A 20,385-nucleotide genomic window follows, 5' to 3' on the forward strand; every position below is an offset into this window, starting at 1 on the left:
GGTCAGCCGAATCAGCCGGAGCCGCTCACGCTGCGCGGCGCCTCACCTGCTCGGCGCTCCACCCGTTCGCTGTTCCACCCTGCGACCCGGCGCATCTTCCCGGGCGGGCAGCATGGCCGCGAGCGCGAGGATGCTGAGGCCCAGCACGGCGGCGATCAGCACGGGGCCCGTGTCGTTGACCGCGTAGCCCAGCCATCCGCCCGCGACCAGCGCGATCCGCACCGTGCGGCCGCTCGGATGCTCCTGGTCCAGCTGCTCGAGCGCACGCCAGTGCAGGCGACGCGGCATGAGGATCGCGACCGAGCCGAGCAGCGCCGCAAGCACCACGAGCGCGAGCCCCGGGAAGTCCACGAGCATCTGCAGATTCTGGCCCAACTTGCGCAGCACCACGGTCCCGAGCCCGCCCGACAGCACGTCGTCGATGAATCGACCCAGGTGGGAGCGCGATGCGGGCGGACGCAGCCAGTCGACCACAGACACCCCGACCACGGCGACCACGCCCGCCGCATACAGCCCCAGCACGTGCCACCAGCGCAGCGGGATCCCGGAGACGAGCAGGGCGAGCAGACCGAACGTCGGCACGCACACGAGCATGGAGCCGAAATCCGCGCCCATCGACGGGGCAACGCAGGCCGCCGAGACCACGACCCCCGTCGTCACCGTCGCGATCACCCGGGCGCGCGGGGCGCGCACGCGCGTGAACAGACAGCCCAGTGAGGCGAGCGTGCCCGCGAGCACCATGCCGAACAGGTGGTTCGAGAGTCCGTAGAAGCGCGCGCCGGAGATGGCGTTCGCGCCCAGAGGGGACCCCGTCTGCCACGGCGAGCCGAGCGCCGACTCCAGCAGGATGAGCCCTGCGACCAGGCAGAACGAGACCCCCGGAGGGCCGAAGCGCGATCGCCGCCAGGGCCCGGCGAGGACCACGGCGGCCAGCACCGCCGACCCGGCCCACACCACGCCCGTCAGCGCCAGCGCCGGATGCTCGGCCCGCCACCACGGCACGAGCGTGGACATGAGCGCGACCGGGAAGCACAGCGGGGCGATCGCGAGCAGCGAGCGGGCCAGATGCCGCACGCGATCACGGCGGCGCAGCGGGCCGATCAGCAGCAGGACGAGCCCGGCGGCTCCGAACGACAGCCAGGAGAGGAACGCGGGCGGCGACGCGCCGTCCACGAGCCGAGCGGCGAGCGAGCGATCCAGGGCGAGCTGCTGGGGACCGACGCGGGTGTCCGACCCCTCGAAGGACTGCCCGGGCAGGGTGAGCGTGGGATCGACGCCGTGGCTCTCGAGCACGGTGGGCAGCACGTCGGTCAGCACCACGAGCCCGTTCTGATGCGTCGATCCGCTGGACAGCGCCTCACCGGGGCGGCCGGTGTCCATCGCGACCTGCAGACCGGCGGTGCGCGAGGCGATCGACCCCTGGGTCTCGACGGCGGCGGGATCGGCCGGGTCGGTCGCCGCGACGGAGACCAGGAGCGTGCGGGGGAGATCTGCGGAGCCGGCCGCGCAGCCGCCCGCCGCGTCGAGCACCTCCCCGGCGCGCTCGTCCAGCGCGGCGAGATCCGAGGACGTGGCCGAGCCGAGATCGACGAGGAGGACGCCGGAGCCGTCGTCTCCTGCGCCATCGCCCTCGAGCGCCGCGCTGATGCGGCCGACGGGGACGTCCTCGCTCGCGTCGATCTCCGTGGTGCCGCCGGGGATGCGGGCGAGCTGGTCGACGGGCGGGTTCGGGACCCCGGCGCTCGCCGGGGCCGTCGCGGCGAGCCCGCGGAAGCCGGTGCGCAGCGTCTCCTCGCCCTGCCGCTTCGTGGAGACCACGGTGGTCGAGGTCGTGTTCATGGCTCCCACACCGGCGTTCCCGGCGAGGCACTGCAGATGCGGCGTCGTCTCCTCGGACACGTCCTCCCAGGCCAGTCCCGAGGTCACGACGACCATGCGGACCGGTGCCGTCTGCGCTCCTGCGTCGGCTCCGTCGTCCGCCCGCGCAGATCCCATCGGTCCCAGGAGGGCGGCCGCCGTCGCCAGGAGCGCACACAGCGCGGCGAGGACGACCGGACGGGGGAGGGCGCGTCGCGCGGTTCTCGAGGGCGTCCGTGCGCTCGCGCGGAGGGCCGCGCGTGGAAGGGGCCGACGGGGGAAGAGCACGTCAGCGATGGTATGCGGCCGTCCCGGGAGGAGCCTCACCGTCGGCCGCGCCGACCTGTCCGCGTGCGTCGGCGGCGAGACGCGCGCCGTCTCCGCGCGTCTCGCCGCACGCGCCGACCTCAGGATCCGGGAGCATCGCCGCGATCAGCGGCAGTGAGACCGCGAGCGCGGCGAGCAGCAGCATCGCCCCGGTGTCGTTCGTCGCGTAGCCGATCCAGGCGCCGACGCCGAGCGCGATGCGCACCGGCCGGACGGCGGGGTGCCGGGCGTCGAAGGCCGCGAGGCGCCGCATGCGCGTGCGGGACGGGACGAGCGAGCACAGCCAGAGCACGGCGGCCACCAGCAGCACACCCAGCAGCGGCCAGAACGTGGTGACCTGGTCGATGTTCTGCTGCGCCTTGCTGGCGACCACGTCGAGCAGCTCGCCGGAGAGCACCTGGTCCACGAACCGTCCCAGATGCGTGCGCTGCGCGGGCGGGCGCAGCCAGTCGAGCACCGAGACGCCGCCGACGGCCACCACCGCCGCCCCGCCGACCGCGAGCAGATGCCACCAGCGCACTCGGATCCCGCTCAGCATGAGCGCGAGCAGTCCGAGCGCGGGGACCAGCACGAGCACGCCGCCGAAGTCGGCGCCCATCGTCGGCGCCGCGCTGACGCCCATCACCACGATCCCGATCCCGATCACCGCGAGCACGCGCGAGCGCGGACGCGTGAGCCGGGCGCACACGGCGAGCAGCGCGATCATCGTGCCCGCCAGCACCATTCCAGACAGGTGGTTGGAGATCCCGTAGAAGCGTCCGCCGCGGATCGCCTGCGCCCCGAGCGGGGAGCCCAGCTGCAGCTGGGAGCCGGTCGCGGACTCCGCGAGGATGGCCAGGGCGAGCAGCGCCCCCGCAGCCCCTGCGGGTCCGTACCGGACGCGGCGCCAGGGACCGAGCAGGGCGATCGCCGACAGCACGAGGGCGAATCCCCACACCACGGCGGTGAGTGCGAGCGCAGGGTGCGCGGCCCTCCACCAGGGCACGGCTCCTGCGAGCAGTCCTGCCGCCGGCCCGAGGGGAAGGCACACCGCCGCGGCGCGCCCGAGGGCGGACAGCCGACGGCGCCCCGCGAGGCGGGGGATCAGCAGCACCAGCAGACCGAGTGCAGGCAGGACCAGCCAGGACCCCAGCGCCCACCACGTCGCGCCGTCGGCCAGCACGTTCGCGGCGGAGCGGTCGGTGGCGAGGCGGACGCCGGCGGTGTCGCGGACGACGGCATCGGATCCGTCGGTTCCCGACGCGTCGGTGCTCGACCCGTCGGCACCCGACCCGTCGCCGGCAGACCCGTCGGCGCTCGCCGGCGTGCCCTCGAAGACCTGCCCGGGGAGCGCATCGGGGGCGCTCTCCCCGTGGCTCGCGAGGATCGTCGGCACCACGTCGGTGAGCAGCACGACCCCCTCCTGATGGGTGGATCCGCTGGTCAGGGAGCCGCTCGCGAAGCCGGAGTCCATCACCACCTGCAGCCTGTCAGGTCCGGGCGCGGGGGAGCGGCCCTCCTCGACGGCTGCGGAGTCCTCGGGATCGTAGGGAGCGACGGAGACCAGCAGCACCCGCCCCATCGATGCGCTGTCGCAGCCGCCGACGGCATCGAGTCGCTTCCCGACCTCCTCGTCGAGCGCGGCGAGGGCGCGGCCGCGCGCCGAGTCGGGGTCGACGGGGTCCTCGTCCCCGCCGCGCGCGGGCAGCGAGTCCAGGGAGACGACCTCGGGGGCGTCGGGCAGCGCGGAGACCAGGTCCTCTGCGGGCTGCGGTGAGCGGGAGGTGCGGTGGGACTGGGATGCGAGGCCCAGATAACCGCTGGTCAGCGTCTCCATGCCCTGGCGGCGCGTGGGTGTCACCGGCGTCATCGAGCCGACGCTCATCGCGGCGGCCCCCGAGCGCTCGGCGAGGCACATGAGGTGCGGGGTCGCCTCGGAGACGTCCTCCCAGTTGAGCCCCGCGGTCGCGACGACGAGCTCGACGGGCTGCTCCGAGGGGCCCTGCGCAGCGGGTGCGGCGGGTGCTGCGGTGCCGTCCGCTCGGGCCGACGCGGGGGCGAGCGCAGGAAGCAGCACGGAGACGAACAGGGCGAGCGCGAGGGCGAGCGCGAACGGGCGGGCAGCGCGGTCGAGGCATCGGGGCGCGCGTGCCTGGGCCGAGCTCGGGCGGATGGCCGACGGAGGGAAGGTCACCGGATGATCGTAGAAGGCGACGCGGGGCGGCCGCTCACACTGCTGTTCCGGGCGAGGCGGCGCGCGGCGAGTCCGCGCGGCGCCGCGTGAGACCGCGCGGTGGCAGCGGCAGGCAGGCCGGTAGATTGCCCAGGATCGCCGGCGATCCGTGCCCGACGTGCGCTTCGCCCATCTCCGCTTCGCCGACCTCCGCTTCGGCCCACCTTCGAGGAGCCCCGCATGATCCTCCACACCGTCTGCTTCACCCTCGTGCACGAGCCCGGCTCCGGCGAGGAGCAGGCCTTCCTCGACGACGCGCGACGCATCCTCCCCGCGGTCCCCGGCGTCGAGGAGTTCACCGCGTCACGGCAGGTCGGGGAGCAGAGCGACTTCCGCTTCCAGTTCGCCATGCGCTTCGCCGACCGGGACGCGTACGCCGCCTACGACGCCCACCCTGACCACCAGGGCTTCGTCGCACGCCGGTGGAAGACCGAGGTCGCCGCGTTCCAGGAGTTCGACTTCGTCCCCCTCGAGGGATGACCACGCTCTGATGGTGGGTCCGGTGGGTCCGGTGGGTCCGGAGGGCCCAGTGGGACGGGTGGATGCGGGTCGGCGCGACGGGTCCGTGCGCCTCGAGCGCCTCGGGAGCTCGCATGCCGGCGCCATCCTCGCCGGTCAGGACCGCGCTCTCGCCCAAGAGGTCTTCGGCTGCCGCTGGGAGCCCGGAGAGCTCGCGGAGTTCCTCGAGCGTGCGAAGCGTTGGAGCGCGGACGGGCCCCTGCGCGAGTTCGCCGCGCGCCAGGTCGCCGACGGGAGCGCCGACTCCGACACGGACACCGCCATGGACGCGAGCACGGACGCGGGCACCGGCGCAGGCGCCGCCAGTGCCCGCGGCGAGATCGTCGGCGGGGGAGGGCTGCACCTGCTCGGTCCCGGCCTCGAGCGCGGGCAGGCGGACATGAGCTATTGGGTGCTCGCCCCGCATCGACGGCACGGGTGGGGCGCCGCGATCGTTCGCGCGCTGCGGGAGGCCGCGGAGTCAGATCCGCGCATCCGCAAGCTCGTCCTGCGCATCGCGCCGGAGAACGCGGCGTCCCAGCACGTCGCGAGGGGAGCGGGCGCACGGCCGACGGGCCGGAGCGAGCGCCACCCCGGCGACCCGGGTCGCAGCGTCGAACGCTGGGAACTCGATCTCGGTCTCGAACTCGATCTCGGTCTCGAACTCGATCTCGGTCTCGAGCGCGATCTCGGTCTCGAGCGCGATCTCGACCTCGAGCACGGCGGCCGCTGCGGCCGCGACGACCGCGACGACCAAGACGGCCAAGACGGCCGCGACGGCCCCATTACGCTGGCCCGATGATCCGGCTGACCGCCCCTGACCCCGCCCGCTTCGAGTCCTGGGCGGCGTGCGTGCGGGACTTCGAGGACGGGCCGATCGACGGCTCGGGCTATGTCACGGGCTCGATCCCCGAACCCGCGCCCGAGGAGTTCGCGCGCTACATCGGGCAGCGCCTCGCCGAAGGCGACACGTCGACCCCGCCAGCGCCCGAGCGGGTGCATTGCTCGTACCGGTGGATCGTCGACGAGACCTGGGAGAACGGCGGGCCGCTGCTCGGATTCCTCGCCCTGCGCCACCACCTCAACCAGTTCCTGCTCGCGCAGGGCGGGCACATCGGCTACTCGGTGCGGCCCTCCGCCCGTCGTCGAGGCGTCGCGGGTGCGGCGCTCGCCGTCGGCCTCTCGGAGGCCGCGGACCTGGGCATCGATCCCGTGCTCGTCTGCTGCGCCGAGACCAACGAAGCCTCGCGGCGCACGATCGAGCGCAACGGCGGGCGGTACGAGAGCTCGATCGCCGAGCACAGGCGGTACTGGTTCGGGCCGGGCCCCTGGCCGCAGGAGCCGGATGCGCAGGGAGCACCCGGCCGCTGAGCCCTGGACCGCGCCCACGCCGCACGCGCGCCGCGGATACCCTGCAGCCATGCGGTACGGATTCCTCGGCCCCGAGACCACCTTCACCCACCAGGCGCTCCTGCAGGCCCTCGCGGAGGCGCCCGAAGACCTGCGCGCCGGGGCCGAGCTGATCCCCTTCACGTCGGTCGCGACCGCGACCGCGGCGCTCGTCGGCGGTGAGATCGACGCGATCACGGCGCCGATCGAGAACTCGGTCGAGGGCGGGGTGTCCGGCACGCTCGACGTCCTCGCCTCGCACGACCGCATCACGATCGTCGCCGAGCAGATCGTCCCGATCACCTTCGTGCTCGTCGCCAAGCGGCAGATGGACCTGTCCGAGGTGCGCGCCGTCGCCTCCCACACCCACGCGCAGGCGCAGGTCCAGGGGTGGATCCGCGAGAGCCTGCCGGGCGCCGCGATCGAGCCGGCCTCCTCGACCGCCGCGGCGGCGCGGGCCATCGCCGAGGCGAGCGAGGAGGAGGCCGAAGGCCTCGCCGCGATCTGCTCACCGCTGGCCGCGGAGCACTTCGGGCTCCAGGTCCTCGCCCGCGGCATCGAGGACACCAAGGGCGCTCAGACCCGCTTCGTCATCGTCACCCGCAACAGCCGGATCCCGGCGCGCACCGGGGCGGACAAGACCACGCTCGTCGTCCACCTCCCGCACAACCGCTCGGGCGCGCTGCTGGAGATGCTCGAGCAGTTCAGCGCCAACGGCGTGAACCTCTCCCGCATCGAGTCCCGCCCCATCGGGGACGCCCTGGGCCGCTACTCGTTCTCCATCGACGCCGAGGGCCATCTCGAGGACCGCCGCGTCGCCAGCGCTCTGCGCGGTCTGCACCGCATGTGCCCGCAGGTCATCTACCTCGGGTCCTACCCGCGCGCGGACCGGCAGCGCTCGACCGTCGATGTCGCCACGGCCGACGACTCCTACGACGACGCGAGCCGCTGGGTGGGCGAGCTGAGCAGGATGATCACGCCCGTCCCGTGACGGACGTGTCCGACGGCGCCGGCTCGGAGTCCTTGGGGTCCATCGGGTCCTCCCCGCCGTCGATCTGATCTGATTCCGTGACGTGCGGGCCGACCTGCTGCTTGTCGGTCTCGACCGCGCGGTCCGCGACGCTGGCCGGTGTGCGCATGATCAGCGCGCCGGGATCGACCTCGGCGAGCAGGTGGGTCGCCTTCCCCTCCGTGTCGCCGTCGAGCTGGACGGGCTGCGGCTTGGTGGTCACCACGCTCACGCTCGTGGTGAGCGCCTGCTCCATCGTGGAGAGCTGGGGCTTGGGGTGCAGTGCGGGCTGGACGAGACGGGCGATGATCTGGCTGAGTCCCGCGGCGCCGCGCCAGGAGAGCACGAGCACGTCGAGGCGATGATTGTCCACCGTCGCGTCGGGCATCAGGACGATGCCGCCGGGCAGACGCCCCACGTTGCCGATCAGCACGGTGCGGGCATCGACGTCCACGCTGTGGCCGGAGGGGGTCGTGATCCGCGCTGAGAACGCGCGGCCCGCGATCTTGTCGAGGCCCGCGACCACGTAGGCGGGCCAGCCGATGCGCCTCTTCATCTTCGGGTTCGTCGCGCCGATGACCTCGGCATCCGCGCCCACACCGGCGATCACGAGGAACGCCCGCTTCTGAGCCGTCGAGATCTCCGAGGAGGAGCCGCCGGTGCGCATCCAGCCCATGTCGACCATGCTGTCGGCTCCCAGCAGGGCGACCCGCAGCGCCTTCTCGAGGTCGTCGAGCGGGAGGTCGAGATTGCGGGCGAGCAGGTTGCCGGTGCCCACGGGCAGGATCGCCATCCGCACACCGGAATGGGCGAGTGCCGAGGCGACCTCGCGCACCGTGCCGTCGCCGCCCGCCGCGATCACCAGGTCGGCGCCGTCCGTGAGGGCCTGTTCGGCCTGGCCACGGCCGGGGTCCTCGCGCGTGGTGTCGTGGAAGTGCAGTTCGATGCCGAGCAGCCGCTCGGCGATCGTGCGCAGTCGCTCGCGGAACTGCTCGGGATCGTCGTGCTTGGACGGATTCATCACCACGGCCACGTGGGAGAACGACGGGCCCTCGTTCGCCAGCACTGCTCGGTCCGCGCGGGCGCGGGCGAGATCGTCGACCTGGCGGCGCTGCGCGCGCACGTGCACGAGCACCACGGCGAGCAGCACGACGACGATCACGCTGAGGACGATCGAGATGATCGCGAGGGTGGTGCTCAGATCCATGGGCCGAGACTACCTGGGCCGATGGTGCGATGAGCGACGGGCAGCACTCAGCCACCGGGCCCCGGAGGACTGGCGAGCCGGTCCTTCTCTGAGCGGTGCTCGCCTGAGTGGTCATGCTCTGAGCGGTCCTCGTCCTGCGAGCCGACGTCCAGATCAGGTCGCGGCCACCGCAGCGGGGGAGGAGCACCGCTGAACGTGCGGCCGGTGGGAGTCGTGAGACGGAGGGTGCGATCCGGAGGGGGCTCCGGCCCCTCCGACTCATCGGGTGGCCCCGACCCGTCGTGCCCGCCGGCAGCACCCGTCCCGATCTGCTCGATCCAGCCCTGGGTCTCCATGAGGTAGTTGCACGATTCGCACAGGCCCGCGCCGTTGTCGATGCGGGTGGCGCCGCCGTCGGCGTAGCTCTCGACGTGGTCGATGTGGCGGATGCGCGCCTCGCACCAGGGGGTGCGGCACCGCTGGTCGGCGATCTCGATGAAGCGGCGGTCGGGGCCGGAGAAGCGGCGGCGCGTCTCGTCGGCCGCGGTGAGGCGTCCGCTGATCGGGTCGGTGAGCAGGCGGCGCACGAAGCGCTGCGCGGTGGTGTCGTCCTCCGGGTCGCCGTGGAGCGCGAAGCGGCGGGCGATGCCGGCGGGCACGGGGTGACCGTCGATCCAGGCCACGTCGTCGGCCTCGTCCAGCAGCGCCTTGTCGGTCATCATCAGCTGGATCTCGACGCTCGTGCTCTCCGGCTCCTCCTGGCCGGTGACGCGGGCGACCAGAGCGTCGGCCATGTGCTGGCCGCGGGTGCCCTCGATGCCCTGGGAGCGGGCGGTCGAGGCGGCCTGGTCCAGCGCTTTGTACACGGCGACGCCCTCGGCGAGGGGCAGCAGGGCGCTCAGCCGCACGGTGGAGCCGGAGGCGGGGCGGATCGAGACGTGCCGATCGGAGACCTCGCGCTCATGGCGTGCGAGGGCAGCGGCCTGGTCGAGCTCGTCGGCGCGCGCCCGCGCGAGCACCCCGGCACGGGTGGGGGAGACCTCGGGCAGCTGCGCGGAGATGTCGCGGTCCACGCGAGCGCGATCCTCGTCCTCGAGGCAGATGGCGGCCTTGGCGACCTCATCGGCCGCCCAGGCGCAGATCTTGCCCCGCGCGAGGAGATCCAGGGTCCTCGGCATCGACTCGACGACCACCCGCTCGAGCGCGAGATGGTTCCGGGTGCGGGCGGGCGAGGCGTGGCGCACGAGCGCGATCTCCTCCGCGACTCCCTTCCCGAGGTCCTTGCGGGGCACGCCGTCGGCCCGCTGCTGGGCGATGCGCCCGGCGCGGAAGGCGACCGAGGCGCTCATCTGGGTCGCGCCCGCCAGGGCGAGGATCTGCTCGCTGATCTCGATCGACGCGAGCAGGGACTCGACGCCGACGGGCGCTGCGGAGTCGCCCCTGACAGGTGCGTCAAGCGCGTCATCCGGTGGGGGATCGAGGAGGGAGAACGCCCGCGTGAGGATCGCATGGGCCTGGGCGAGCAGCTGCGATGGATCCTCCGATCGCACCAGCGCGAGCGAGGGCGCTGCCATGTCTGCATCGCGCGTCGCCGTCGACGTCATCGTCCACACCTCCTCTCCCGGTCCGGTCCCAGGTCGGTCTCTCGTGCTCGCCGTGCTGCGCGGTGAACACTCATAAAGCCCGTTTCACCTGCGGTGATCCTCCTGAGACCTCGAGCCTACCGAGCCTCCGCCCCCATAGGAACAGCACCCTCAAGAATGTGCACAACTCGGAGAAAGCGGGCGCACGGCACCGGTCGCGAGCCCCTGACCTGCTCTCCGTCAGTCCTCCACATTCCATGGCGTGATCGAACGCGCGGGCGGGATTCGCGGCGACCCCGGCCGCGGGCGCGCCGCGACCCCGCGCTCGCGCGCCCCGCCCCCAGCCCCGTTCGGCCGCACAGCCCTCGCCCCTCTCCCCGCCGCACCGACCTGTTCCCCGCATCCCATCCCGTCCTCGGCGCACGGCAGCGCCGCCGAGCCCCGGTACCCTGGAGCGCATGATCGATCTGCGGCTCCTGCGCGAGAACCCCGACCTGGTCCGTGACGCACAGAAGGCCCGTCGGCGCGACCCCTCCACCGTCGATGCCGTGCTCGCGGCCGACTCGCGCTGGCGCGAGGCGACCACGTCCTTCGAGAACGCGCGCGCCGAGCAGAAGGCCTTCGGCAAGCTGGTCGCCAAGGCCCAGGGCGAGGAGAAGCAGCAGCTCCTCGCGCAGGTCAAGGACCTGGCAGCTCGAGTGAAGGACCTCGAGGCCGAGGCCCACACCGCGGCCGACGAGCGCGAGGCCGCCCTGCGGGTGATCCCGAACATCTCCGAGGGCGCCCCCGAGGGCCTCGAGGAGGACTTCGCGGTCCGCGAGGTCGTGGGCGAGAACCCGACCTTCGACTTCCCCGTGAAGGATCACCTCGAGATCGCCGAGGGCCTGCGCGCGCTCGATATGGCGCGCGGTGCGAAGGTCTCCGGCGCCCGCTTCTACTTCCTGCGCGGCATCGGCGCGCAGCTCGAGCTCGCGATCCTCAACGCGGCGATCGACCAGGCCACGAAGGCCGGTTTCACCCCGATGATCACCCCCACCCTGGTGCTCCCGGAGTCGATGGAGGGCACCGGATTCCTCGGCGAGCACGCCGACGAGGTCTACCACCTCGACAAGGACGACGACCTCTACCTCGTGGGCACGAGCGAGGTCGCGCTCGCGAGCTACCACCGCGACGAGATCCTCGACCTCTCCGACGGGCCGCTGCGCTACGCCGGCTGGTCGACCTGCTACCGCCGCGAGGCCGGCAGCTACGGCAAGGACACCCGCGGCATCATCCGCGTCCACCAGTTCCAGAAGGTCGAGATGTTCTCGTTCTGCCGGATCGAGGACTCCTACGCCGAGCACGAGCGTCTGCTGGACTGGGAGCGGGAGATGATGGCGAAGATCGACGTGCCCTACCGCATCATCGACACCGCCGCCGGCGACCTCGGCACGAGCGCGGCCCGCAAGTTCGACTGCGAGGCCTGGGTGCCCAGCCAGGACACCTACCGCGAGCTCACCTCGACCTCGAACACGACCCAGTTCCAGGCGCGCCGGCTGAACATCCGCGAGCGCACCGAGGACGGACTGCGGCCCGTCGCGACCCTCAACGGGACGCTCGGGACCACGCGCTTCATCGTCGCGATCCTCGAGAACCACCAGCAGGCCGACGGCTCCGTGGTGGTGCCGGAGGGTCTGCGCCCGTACCTCGGCGGCCGCGAGGTCTTCGAGGTGCAGTCCTGACATGGGGCGTGGACGCTCCCGCACCTCGGGGCTGCTGCCGAGCGCGCTCCGGCGCCTGGGCAGGGGCCTGCGTCGCCTGCCCTTCACCCGTTCGTCAGACGCACCTGACAGGCTCGAGGCCATGACCGTGACGGAGACCGAGAACGACCGCATCGCCCGCGTCGAGCACGTGCGCACCCGGCTGGGCGAGGCGCTCGCGCCCCTGCGGGGCGCTGAGGACGGCAGCGTCCTGTTCGGCCTCGACGTCGACGGGACCCTCGTGGACCACGACGGCGAGATGTCGCCCGGCGTGCACGACGCCCTGGTCGCCGCGGCGTCCGCGCAGCGCGTGGTGATCGCGACCGGGCGCTCGCTCGGCGCGACGCTCCCGATCGCCCGCATGGCCGGCGTCGAGCGCGGGTACGCGGTGTGCTCGAACGGCGCGGTGACGATCGAGCTCGACCCGTCGGCCGACGAGGGGTGGCGCGTCCTCGAGACCCGTGCCTTCCAGCCGGAGGAGGCCCTGCGCACCCTGCGCGAGGTCGCGCCGAACGCCCACTACGCGGTCGAGACGGTCGGTGGCGCCTTCTACGCGACGCCCGGGTTCCAGGATGCGAGCTTCGGCGTCGAGGCGATCCCCACCGACCTCGACGAGCTGCTGGTCCTCGAGGCGGTGCGCGTGGTCGTCCACGTCCCGGACCTCACCCCGCAGGAGTTCGCGCAGCTCATCGACGAGTCCGGCGTCCACGGGGTGCAGTACGCGATCGGCTGGACGGCGTGGCTCGACATGGCCGCGCCGGGCGTCTCCAAGGCGACCGCGCTGGAGTCCGTGCGGTCGCGCCTGGACATCGGGACCTCGCGCACCGTCGCCATCGGCGACGGCTTCAACGACGTCGAGATGCTGCGCTGGGCCGGCGTGGGCATCGCCATGGGCCAGGCGGTCGACGGGGTCAAGGACAGCGCGGATCTCGTCACCCTCGACGTCTGGAACGACGGGGCCGCCGAGGTCCTGCGCACCGTGGTCGACTGAGCGAGGGCCCCCTCAGCCCGCGGTGTGCGCGGCGAGCCACCGCCCCGTCGCGGAGCCCTGGCACTGCGCGACCTGCGCGGGGGTGCCCGAGGCGACGATCCTCCCGCCGTCCTCGCCGGCGCCCGGGCCCAGGTCGATGACGTGATCGGCCTGCGCGACCACGCGCATGTCGTGCTCGACGACGATGACGCTCGAGCCGCCGTCCACGAGCCTGTTCAGCTCGGCGACCAGCAGGTCCACGTCCGCCGGATGGAGGCCCGCGGTCGGCTCGTCCAGGAGGTAGGCGGTGTGCCCGCGCGCGGTGCGCTGCAGCTCGGTCGCGAGCTTGATGCGCTGCGCCTCGCCGCCGGAGAGCTCCGTGGCGCTCTGGCCGAGCGTGAGGTAGCCCAGTCCGATCGCCTCCAGGGCGTCGAGGGCGCGCATGATGCGGGCGTCGGATGCGAAGACCCCGCGGGCCTCGCGCACCGAGAGGTCCAGGACCTCGGCGATGGTCAGCGAGTTCCACGTGACCTCGAGGGTCTCGTCCGTGTACCGGGCGCCGTGGCAGTCGGGGCACGGGGTGAAGGTGCCGGGCAGGAACACGAGCTCGACCTCGATCTGGCCCTCGCCCTGGCAGGTGGGGCAGCGGCCCGCGGTGACGTTGTAGGAGAAGCGGCCGACGCCCCAGCCGCGCCGCCGCGCCTCGTCGGTGTCCGCGAACAGCCGGCGCACCCTGTCGAACAGGCCCGTGTACGTCGCCAGGCATGAACGGGGAGTGCGTCCGATGGGCTTCTGCGTGATCCGCACCAGTCGATCGATCTGCTCTGCACCGCGGACCTCCCGGACGCGCGGAGGCCGTTCGGAGCCGGGGAGCTGGGCGTCGGGGGCCTCAGCACCGGGGACCTCAGCACCAGGGAGCTCGGCGCCGGAGAGCCGGGAGCCCGGTTCCGCGCCGCCCACCTCCTCGTCGTCGTCCACGCTGGTGCGGACCGTCCCGGCGAGGACCCGCGCGATGACGTTGCTGATCAGCGTGGTCTTCCCCGAACCGGAGACGCCGGTGATCGCCGTGAAGGAGCCCAGGGGCACCTCGACGTCCATGTCATGGATCGTCCGCGCCTCGACGCCCGTCAGGAGCAGTCCGCCCGTCGGCCGGCGGGCCTGATCACGGGTGCGCAGGGGCGGCAGGGGTCGGCTGAGGTGCGCGGCCGTGCGGGATCCGGGGGCGTCCGCGAGCTGCGCGACCGGGCCCGAATGCAGGATGCTGCCGCCCTCGACGCCCGCCCCGGGGCCCATGTCGATCACCCAGTCGGCCTTCTCGATGAGCCACATGTCGTGCTCGACGAGCAGCACCGAGTTCCCCTCCTCGAGGAAGCGGTCGAAGAGGTCCTGCAGCATCCCCTTCTCGCTCGGGTGGAGTCCGGCCGACGGCTCGTCGAGCACGTAGGCGACGCCGAACAGGCCCGCGCGCAGCTGCGAGGCGAGGCGCAGACGCTGCAGCTCGCCCGTGGACAGGGTGCGCGCCGGCCGGTCCAGCGTGAGGTGCCCGACCCCGAGGCCCACCATCGTGCGCAGCACCGGCAGTAGGTTCGGCAGCAGCAGGCGCTCGGCCTCCGCCTCGGGGGAGACGTCGTCGCGGTCGGTGGCCGCATCCTCCGTGCCGTGCTCCATCCCGAGCTGCGTCGCACGCTCCTCGCACATCGCCAGCACCTGCTGCGCGCTGCGCGAGAGCAGATCGAAGATCGGCAGACCCAGGTAGGTGACGCGCAGGGCGTCGGCGTTGAGACGATGCCCCTCGCACGCGGGGCACAGGGACGTGTCGAGGTAGCGCAGGGCCCGCTCGCGGGTCTTCTCGGAACCGGCCGCGGAGACCGCGTGCCGCAGGTAGCGGGCCACGGACTGCCAGCGGCCCTCGTAGGTGCGCTGCACCTGGTCGACCCCGCGCACCGGATGAACGGTCACGACGGGCTGGTCGTCGGTGAACAGGATCCACTCGCGCGCCTCGCGGGGGATGTCGCGCCAGGGCACGTCCATCGGCGCGACGTCGAGCGTGGCGAGGATGTCGTGGAAGTTCTTGCCCATCCAGGCGCCCGGCCACGCCTGGATCGCGCCGTCGTCGATGCTGAGCGAGGGGTCGGGGACCATCGAGCGCTCGGTGGGCTCGTGCAGCACGCCCGTGCCGCGGCAGACGGGGCACATGCCCTCGGTCGTGTTCGGGCTGAACGCCTCGGCGAGCAGCCGGCCGCCGTGAGCGGGGTGGCCGCGGGTGAGGACGTCGGCGGGATGCTCGCCGGCGCGGGCGTAGAGCAGGCGGATCGCGTGGGAGAGCGTGGTCAGGGTGGCGACGGTGGAGCGTGCGCCGCCGCCGCTCGTGCGCTGCTCGAGGGCGACCGTGGGCGGCAGGCCGTGGAGGCTCTCGACCCGGGGGTCCATCGCGCTGCCGATGAGGCGGCGTGCGAACGGAGCGATCGACTCGAGGTAGCGGCGCTGCGCCTCGCCGTGGATCGTGCCGAAGGCGAGGGAGGACTTCCCCGAACCTGACACGCCGGTGAACGCGACGAGCGTCCCCCGCGGGAAGGACGTGCTCACATGGCGCAGGTTGTGCAGGTGCGCGTCGTGCACGCGGACCAGGTCATCGTGGGCATCGGGCATGGTCGGACCGTAACAGGGCGGGCCGTCAGTCCCTGACGTCGAGGATGACCTTGCCGAGGTGGCCGCCGTCCTTCAGGATCTGGTGGGCCTTCTCGGCATCGGCCAGGGGGAGTCGCGCCTGCACCGGCAGGCGCACGGAGCCGTCCTCGAGCATCGGCCACACGAGCTCGCGGGTGAGCTGCACGATGAGGTGCTTCTCCGCGACCGGTCGCGAGCGCAGGGTGGTGCCGATGACGCGGGCCCGTCGGCCCATCAGGGCGCCGAGATCGAGCTCGCCGCGGGGCCCGCCGATCGTGCCGATCACGACGAGACGGCCGTGCTCGCGCAGCATCCCGACGTTGTCGCGGAGGGTCGGCCCGCCGACGACGTCGAGGATCACGTCGGCCCCGCCGGCCTCGCCCACTGCGGCGGGGACGTCGGTCGTGTGCCGGTTCCAGGCGAGGTCCGCGCCGAGCTCCTGCGCCGTGCGCACGGCGTCGTCGGAGCCGACGGTCGTGAGCACCCGCGCGCCGAGCGCGTGGGCGAACTGGATCGCGAACGAGCCGATGCCGCCCGTGCCGCCGTGGACCAGCAGGGTCTGCGGGCCGGGAGCGGGCTCGCCCTGCAGTCGTGGCCACGGGTTGTCCGTGCGGTCGCCGGGGCGCAGGTCCGCCTCGACGACGAGGTTCGAGACGACGGTCGCCGCGACCTCGATGAGACCGGCGGCGTCGTGCAGGTCCAGGGCCGACGGGGCGGGCAGCACCTGCGCCTCGGGCACCGCGACGACCTCGGCGTATCCGCCGCCGGCCAGCAACGCGACGACCTCCTCCCCGGTGTCCCGGCACCGACCGGAGACCTCGAGGCCGGGGATCTCCGAGGCCCCGGGAGGCGGAGGGTAGTGCCCGGCGGTCTGGGCGAGGTCGGCGCGGTTCACGCCGGTCGCGACGACGTCCACGAGGATCTCGCCGTCGGCGGGCACGGGCTCGGGGATGTCGCTGAGCTGGAGGCGGTGGTCCTCGGTGATCGTGATCGCGCGCATGGGATCCACGGTACGCGGCGGCCGCGGCGTCGGCCGATGCCGGGCCACGGGAAGTCGATCTGCCCGCGCGCTCCGATCCGAGCACCGGCGTATCGGTACGAATCGGAACGGTTCCCCCGAAGCCGGGACCTCGGGCCGACGGGTCGCTAGCGTGAGCGGCGATGCGGCGCCCGGCCGTGCGCCGCGCACTCGATGAGGAGTCCGCCGTGGCAGATCAGACCTTCGACCCCGCCCCGCACGATCCCCGGGCCGAGGAGCCCTCCGGCGCGGGCGGCCGTCCGGGCCGCTATCCGGGCCGCCGCGCCCTGCTGGGAGCCGCGGTGTGCGCGGGCGCCCTGCTGCCGGCTGCGGCGGCGGTCGCGGCTCCGACGGGCAGCGCGGCCCCGACGGGCGGTCCAGCCCCCGCCTCGCCGCATCGGCCGGAGAGATCCGGGGATCGCCTCTCGACGGGACAGCGCCGTCGACGCGCACGCCGTGCGGTCCGCGCGCTGCAGCTGAACTTCTCGCTCCCCGCGCCGAGCCCGATGCTCTCCGAGCTCTACCCCCGCCGCGACGGTGACCCCGACTTCTCCTACTGCTGGCCGCTGTCCCAGGCCCGCTCCGCAGCCTGCGAGCTCTCCTACGCCCTCGCCTCCGAACCCGCGCAGGACCGCCGGTTCCGCAGTGCGCTCGAGGACGCCCAGCAGGCCTACTGGTACGCGGCGGGCGGCGAGACGGGCCTGCCCGGGTGCACCGCCGCGTGCGATCGGGAGCAGGGTCCGCACGGTGACATGTACTACGACGACAACGCCTGGGTGGGCCTGCAGGACGTCGAGGAGCATCTGATCGCCGGCGGCAGTCGCGGGAACCTCGAGCGGGCGCGGGCGATCCTCGAGCTGCTGCGCTCGGGGGAGGACACCGACCCCGATGCACCGAGCCCCGGCGGCATCTTCTGGACCCAGGCCGGCGACGAGAGCGGTCGCAACACCGTCTCCACCATCCCCTCGGCGAAGCTCGCCCTGCGACTTCACCAGATCACGGGGGACGTGACCATGCTCCGCGACGCGCAGCGCTGGGTGTCCTGGGCCCGCGGGACCCTGCTGGCCGACGAGGGGCTGTTCTGGGACAACATCGCGCCCGACGGCACCATCGACAGGACCTTCTGGAGCTACAACCAGGGGGTGCCGCTGGGCACCGAGGCCCTTCTCTTCGAGATCACCGGACGGCGGGCCCACCGCGACCGGGCCGTCGACCTCGCCGATGCGGTCGTGCGCCGATACGCGCCCTTCGAGGACGGCGGCGGCCTGGACGACCAGCCCCTGCAGTTCGCCGCGATCCTCACCGCGAACCTGGTGATGGCGCAGGCCGTGATCGGCGACCGGATCCCCGGCCGCGCGATCGCCCAGGCCTATGCCGATCGCCTGTGGTCGCGCCGCGATCCCGGCACGGACCTCTACGACGGGGAGAAGCGCGAGGGCGGGGACCGTCTGCACCTGCTGGACCAGGCGGGCTATGCGCGGGCGTTGGCCGTCGCGGCCATCGGGGAGAAGCACGCGCGCCTGCTGTGCTGAGAGCGCGAGGACTGCAGAGCTGAGGGGGCTGTGGGACCGAGGGACTGCGGGACGACGGGTTCGCAGGTCGGATCAGTCCGCCTCCGTCGGCTCCTCGCCGAGGAGGGCTGCGACGCCGCGCGAGAACGCGACGGCGTCGGTCTGCTCGAGCAGCGCGGACTGCGCCAGGAAGCCCTGGACGAGCGCGGCCATCACGCGCGTCGAGGCGCGCGCGTCGGCCGTCGGGTCCGGGCGCTGTTCCTGGGTGAACCAGGAGGTCAGATACTCCTCCATCGTGGACTGCAGTGTGGAGAGGACGCCCACGAAGACCTCGCGCACGCGCGGATCGCGAGCCGCTTCGGCCCACACCTGCAGCACCAGCGTGCCGTCGCGGGCGAACTCCGGGATCGTCGTCAGCAGCAGGCGCAGCACCTGCGAGGGCGGAGGGATGGGGGAGGAGGCGATCACGCGCTCGAGCTCGGTGCGGCGATCGGCCGCAAGGCCCTCGGCGACGGCGAGCAGGATGTCGTCCTTGGAGGGGAAGTATCCGTAGATCGCCCCGGCGGAGAGCCCCGAGCGCTCGATGACCTCGGACATCGAGACCGAGCTGATGCCCTTCTCGCGGACGGCGTCCCGCATCGCGTCGACGATCCGTGCTCTCTGGGCGGCACGGCGCTCCTCGGTGATCCTCGGCATGATGCCCATCATAGAGAACGGTCGTTCTGGTTGTGCGGCCGCAGGACAGACCTCATACTCAGAACGTTCATTCGAAGAACGGTCCCCCCGGAACCCGGCGTCGGCCCGGTGGTGGCCGTTCGACAGCAGATCAGGGGAGATGCATGGCTCAGGAGCACACGCACCGCAAGGATGTGTCGGCGCAGCAGCAGCGCGACGCCGCCGCGCAGCAGCACGAGGAGGCGACCCACCGCGCGCCGGAGTCGTCGTCGGCCTCGTCGCAGACCTCGTCGGCCCATGACGGGGCCGCACCCGTCGCGCCGGTCGACACCGCCCCCACGAGCTCGGACGACGCACCCTCCAAGCCCGCCCCCACACCGTGGGGGAAGGCCGTCGGCCTCGGTCTCATCGCCTCCGCCCTGATCACCGTGGTGCTGCTGGCCTTCCTCTGGCCCACCTACGAGTCGAAGGCCAAGGACGTCACGGTCGACGTGGTCGCCTCCCAGTCGGACTTCGAGGACTTCACGCAGGCCGTCGGCGATGCCGCGGAGAAGAACGGCCAGGACCTGCCCTTCGAGTTCACGCGGGTGGACGACCGCTCCGACGCGGTGACGCACATCAAGGAGCGCGAGGCCTACGGCGCCTTCGTGCTGCCCGCCTCGAAGGACGACAAGCTCGAGGTGCTCACCGCCTCGGCGGCGAACACCTCGGTCTCCACGATGCTCGGCCAGACCGGGCGCAGCATCGTCGCCGCACAGACACAGGCCGGTCTCGCCCAGGCGCAGGAGAAGATGTCCGACGGATCCTCCCAGCAGTCCGGCGACCAGCAGACGCAGCAGGCGAGCGACCCCTCGGCCATGCAGGAGCAGATGCAGAAGCAGCTCGGCTCGATCATCGGCGCCGCGCAGGCGGGTCTCCAGGGTCCGACGATCACCGACGCCGTGCCGCTCTCCGACGACGACCCGCAGGGCGCGGGCCTCGCCGTGGCCTCCCTGCCGCTGACCATCGGCGGCATCGTGGGCGGCTCTCTCATGTCCTTCGGGCTCAAGGGCAGCTGGCGTCGACTGCTCGGCGTCGTGGTCTACGCGGTGGTCGGCGGGCTCGCCATGGTGCTCATCCTCGACGCCTGGTTCGGCTTCGCGCCGGCCCCCGCCTTCGAGCTCTGGGCGGCCGTCACGCTGAGCCTCGCCGGCACGGTCGGGCTCATCGTGGGGCTGAACAGTCTGATCGGCGGCGCGGGCATCGGCGTCGGCGCCCTGATCACGATGCTCATCGGCAACCCGATCTCCGGCGCGCAGTCCCCGAAGGAGTTCCTGCCCGGGCCCTTCGGCGAGATCGGCCAGCTCTTCGTGCCCGGCGCGACCGGGACCCTGGTCCGGGACCTCTCCTACTTCCCCGATGCGAGCCTCGTGCAGCCCTGGCTCGTCCTGGGCGGCTGGGTGGTCGTCGGGCTCCTGCTGATCATTCTCGGACACCATCGCACGGGAGGGCACGCCCACAAGGGCGAGCCGAGCCGGCGCGACGCGCAGCAGGAGCCGGCGGCGGCCTGAAGGTGCGGCCCGGGCTGACGGCTCCGGGTCGACGGCCCCGGCCTCGCAGTCATCATCCGATAAGGTTTCCTGGCGGCGAGGCCCGTGGGTCCGCCTCCGGGAGGGATGACAGAGCGGCCGAATGTGGTGGTCTTGAAAACTGTCCCGACACCGCAGGTCACGGCCGGATTCGGTCACCCGTGCAGGGGCACGAC

General features: G+C 72.9%; 15 protein-coding genes. 8 read left to right on the forward strand and 7 right to left on the reverse strand.

Going from position 1 to position 20,385, the window contains the following annotated elements:
* Nucleotides 1-42: 42 nt before the first annotated feature.
* Complete coding sequence (locus ACFQ53_RS13770; RefSeq protein ID WP_377860598.1) at nt 43-1,935, reverse strand: hypothetical protein; 1,893 nt, start codon at nt 1,933-1,935, stop codon at nt 43-45.
* Between the two features lie 211 nt (nt 1,936-2,146).
* Nucleotides 2,147-4,357 (reverse strand): hypothetical protein, encoded by a 2,211-nt coding sequence (locus ACFQ53_RS13775; RefSeq protein WP_377860600.1) that lies wholly within the window; start codon nt 4,355-4,357, stop codon nt 2,147-2,149.
* A 219-nt stretch (nt 4,358-4,576) separates the two neighbouring features.
* Here ACFQ53_RS13775 and ACFQ53_RS13780 point away from each other — a divergent pair, with 219 nt between their 5' ends.
* The 4 genes from ACFQ53_RS13780 to pheA are packed head-to-tail and all read left to right on the forward strand — an operon-like array spanning nt 4,577 to nt 7,274.
* Nucleotides 4,577-4,876, forward strand: a complete 300-nt coding sequence (locus ACFQ53_RS13780) for a Dabb family protein (protein WP_377860602.1) — start codon at nt 4,577-4,579, stop codon at nt 4,874-4,876.
* Between the two features lie 49 nt (nt 4,877-4,925).
* Nucleotides 4,926-5,696, forward strand: a complete 771-nt coding sequence (locus tag ACFQ53_RS13785) for a GNAT family N-acetyltransferase (protein ID WP_377860604.1) — start codon at nt 4,926-4,928, stop codon at nt 5,694-5,696.
* Nucleotides 5,693-6,265 (forward strand): GNAT family N-acetyltransferase, encoded by a 573-nt coding sequence (locus ACFQ53_RS13790; protein WP_377860606.1) that lies wholly within the window; start codon nt 5,693-5,695, stop codon nt 6,263-6,265. Before ACFQ53_RS13785 ends, ACFQ53_RS13790 begins: the two co-directional genes overlap by 4 nt.
* A gap of 49 nt (nt 6,266-6,314) precedes the next feature.
* Nucleotides 6,315-7,274: a prephenate dehydratase gene (gene pheA, locus ACFQ53_RS13795; RefSeq protein ID WP_377860608.1), complete on the forward strand. Its 960-nt coding sequence runs from the start codon at nt 6,315-6,317 to the stop codon at nt 7,272-7,274.
* Here pheA and ACFQ53_RS13800 read toward each other — a convergent pair.
* On the reverse strand, nt 7,258-8,499 hold the full coding sequence (locus ACFQ53_RS13800; RefSeq protein ID WP_377860610.1) for a diacylglycerol/lipid kinase family protein: 1,242 nt from the start codon (nt 8,497-8,499) through the stop codon (nt 7,258-7,260). The two genes, pheA and ACFQ53_RS13800, sit on opposite strands and share 17 nt — an antisense overlap.
* Nucleotides 8,500-8,546: 47 nt before the next feature.
* Nucleotides 8,547-10,082 carry an HNH endonuclease gene (locus ACFQ53_RS13805; RefSeq protein ID WP_377860612.1) on the reverse strand — a complete coding sequence of 512 codons (1,536 nt, stop codon included), beginning with the start codon at nt 10,080-10,082 and terminating at the stop codon, nt 8,547-8,549.
* A gap of 437 nt (nt 10,083-10,519) precedes the next feature.
* Between ACFQ53_RS13805 and serS the strand changes: the two genes are divergently transcribed.
* On the forward strand, nt 10,520-11,782 hold the full coding sequence (serS, locus tag ACFQ53_RS13810) for a serine--tRNA ligase (protein WP_377860614.1): 1,263 nt from the start codon (nt 10,520-10,522) through the stop codon (nt 11,780-11,782).
* 121 nt (nt 11,783-11,903) lie between these two features.
* Nucleotides 11,904-12,791: an HAD family hydrolase gene (locus ACFQ53_RS13815; RefSeq protein WP_377860616.1), complete on the forward strand. Its 888-nt coding sequence runs from the start codon at nt 11,904-11,906 to the stop codon at nt 12,789-12,791.
* Nucleotides 12,792-12,803: 12 nt separating this feature from the next.
* On the opposite strand, the gene ACFQ53_RS13820 is transcribed toward ACFQ53_RS13815, so the two are convergent.
* Together ACFQ53_RS13820 and ACFQ53_RS13825 are read right to left on the reverse strand one after the other, a co-directional pair.
* On the reverse strand, nt 12,804-15,419 hold the full coding sequence (locus ACFQ53_RS13820) for an excinuclease ABC subunit A (protein ID WP_377860618.1): 2,616 nt from the start codon (nt 15,417-15,419) through the stop codon (nt 12,804-12,806).
* Between the two features lie 25 nt (nt 15,420-15,444).
* Nucleotides 15,445-16,437: an NAD(P)H-quinone oxidoreductase gene (locus ACFQ53_RS13825; protein WP_377860620.1), complete on the reverse strand. Its 993-nt coding sequence runs from the start codon at nt 16,435-16,437 to the stop codon at nt 15,445-15,447.
* Nucleotides 16,438-16,643: 206 nt separating this feature from the next.
* Between ACFQ53_RS13825 and ACFQ53_RS13830 the strand changes: the two genes are divergently transcribed.
* On the forward strand, nt 16,644-17,987 hold the full coding sequence (locus tag ACFQ53_RS13830; protein WP_377860622.1) for a glycoside hydrolase family 76 protein: 1,344 nt from the start codon (nt 16,644-16,646) through the stop codon (nt 17,985-17,987).
* Nucleotides 17,988-18,059: 72 nt separating this feature from the next.
* Here the strand turns inward: ACFQ53_RS13830 and ACFQ53_RS13835 are convergent, their stop codons facing one another.
* Nucleotides 18,060-18,662, reverse strand: a complete 603-nt coding sequence (locus ACFQ53_RS13835; RefSeq protein WP_377860624.1) for a TetR/AcrR family transcriptional regulator — start codon at nt 18,660-18,662, stop codon at nt 18,060-18,062.
* A 143-nt stretch (nt 18,663-18,805) separates the two neighbouring features.
* Between ACFQ53_RS13835 and ACFQ53_RS13840 the strand changes: the two genes are divergently transcribed.
* Nucleotides 18,806-20,191, forward strand: a complete 1,386-nt coding sequence (locus tag ACFQ53_RS13840; protein ID WP_377860626.1) for an ABC transporter permease — start codon at nt 18,806-18,808, stop codon at nt 20,189-20,191.
* Nucleotides 20,192-20,385: the final 194 nt, after the last annotated feature.

The sequence above is a fragment of the Brachybacterium sp. NPDC056505 genome (genome assembly GCF_042794925.1).
Taxonomy (GTDB): Bacteria; Actinomycetota; Actinomycetes; order Actinomycetales; family Dermabacteraceae; genus Brachybacterium; species Brachybacterium kimchii.

What these genes read in the sequence shown, in the direction of transcription:
- ACFQ53_RS13770 (WP_377860598.1), bottom strand. Translation starts at nt 1,935, where the DNA reads ATGGTCGTCGTGACCTCGGGACTGGCCTGGGAGGACGTGTCCGAGGAG.
- ACFQ53_RS13780 (WP_377860602.1), top strand. Translation starts at nt 4,577, where the DNA reads ATGATCCTCCACACCGTCTGCTTCACCCTCGTGCACGAGCCCGGCTCC.
- ACFQ53_RS13790 (WP_377860606.1), top strand. Translation starts at nt 5,693, where the DNA reads ATGATCCGGCTGACCGCCCCTGACCCCGCCCGCTTCGAGTCCTGGGCG.
- pheA (WP_377860608.1), top strand. Translation starts at nt 6,315, where the DNA reads ATGCGGTACGGATTCCTCGGCCCCGAGACCACCTTCACCCACCAGGCG.
- ACFQ53_RS13800 (WP_377860610.1), bottom strand. Translation starts at nt 8,499, where the DNA reads ATGGATCTGAGCACCACCCTCGCGATCATCTCGATCGTCCTCAGCGTG.
- ACFQ53_RS13805 (WP_377860612.1), bottom strand. Translation starts at nt 10,082, where the DNA reads ATGACGTCGACGGCGACGCGCGATGCAGACATGGCAGCGCCCTCGCTC.
- serS (WP_377860614.1), top strand. Translation starts at nt 10,520, where the DNA reads ATGATCGATCTGCGGCTCCTGCGCGAGAACCCCGACCTGGTCCGTGAC.
- ACFQ53_RS13815 (WP_377860616.1), top strand. Translation starts at nt 11,904, where the DNA reads ATGACCGTGACGGAGACCGAGAACGACCGCATCGCCCGCGTCGAGCAC.
- ACFQ53_RS13820 (WP_377860618.1), bottom strand. Translation starts at nt 15,419, where the DNA reads ATGCCCGATGCCCACGATGACCTGGTCCGCGTGCACGACGCGCACCTG.
- ACFQ53_RS13825 (WP_377860620.1), bottom strand. Translation starts at nt 16,437, where the DNA reads ATGCGCGCGATCACGATCACCGAGGACCACCGCCTCCAGCTCAGCGAC.
- ACFQ53_RS13835 (WP_377860624.1), bottom strand. Translation starts at nt 18,662, where the DNA reads ATGCCGAGGATCACCGAGGAGCGCCGTGCCGCCCAGAGAGCACGGATC.
- ACFQ53_RS13840 (WP_377860626.1), top strand. Translation starts at nt 18,806, where the DNA reads ATGGCTCAGGAGCACACGCACCGCAAGGATGTGTCGGCGCAGCAGCAG.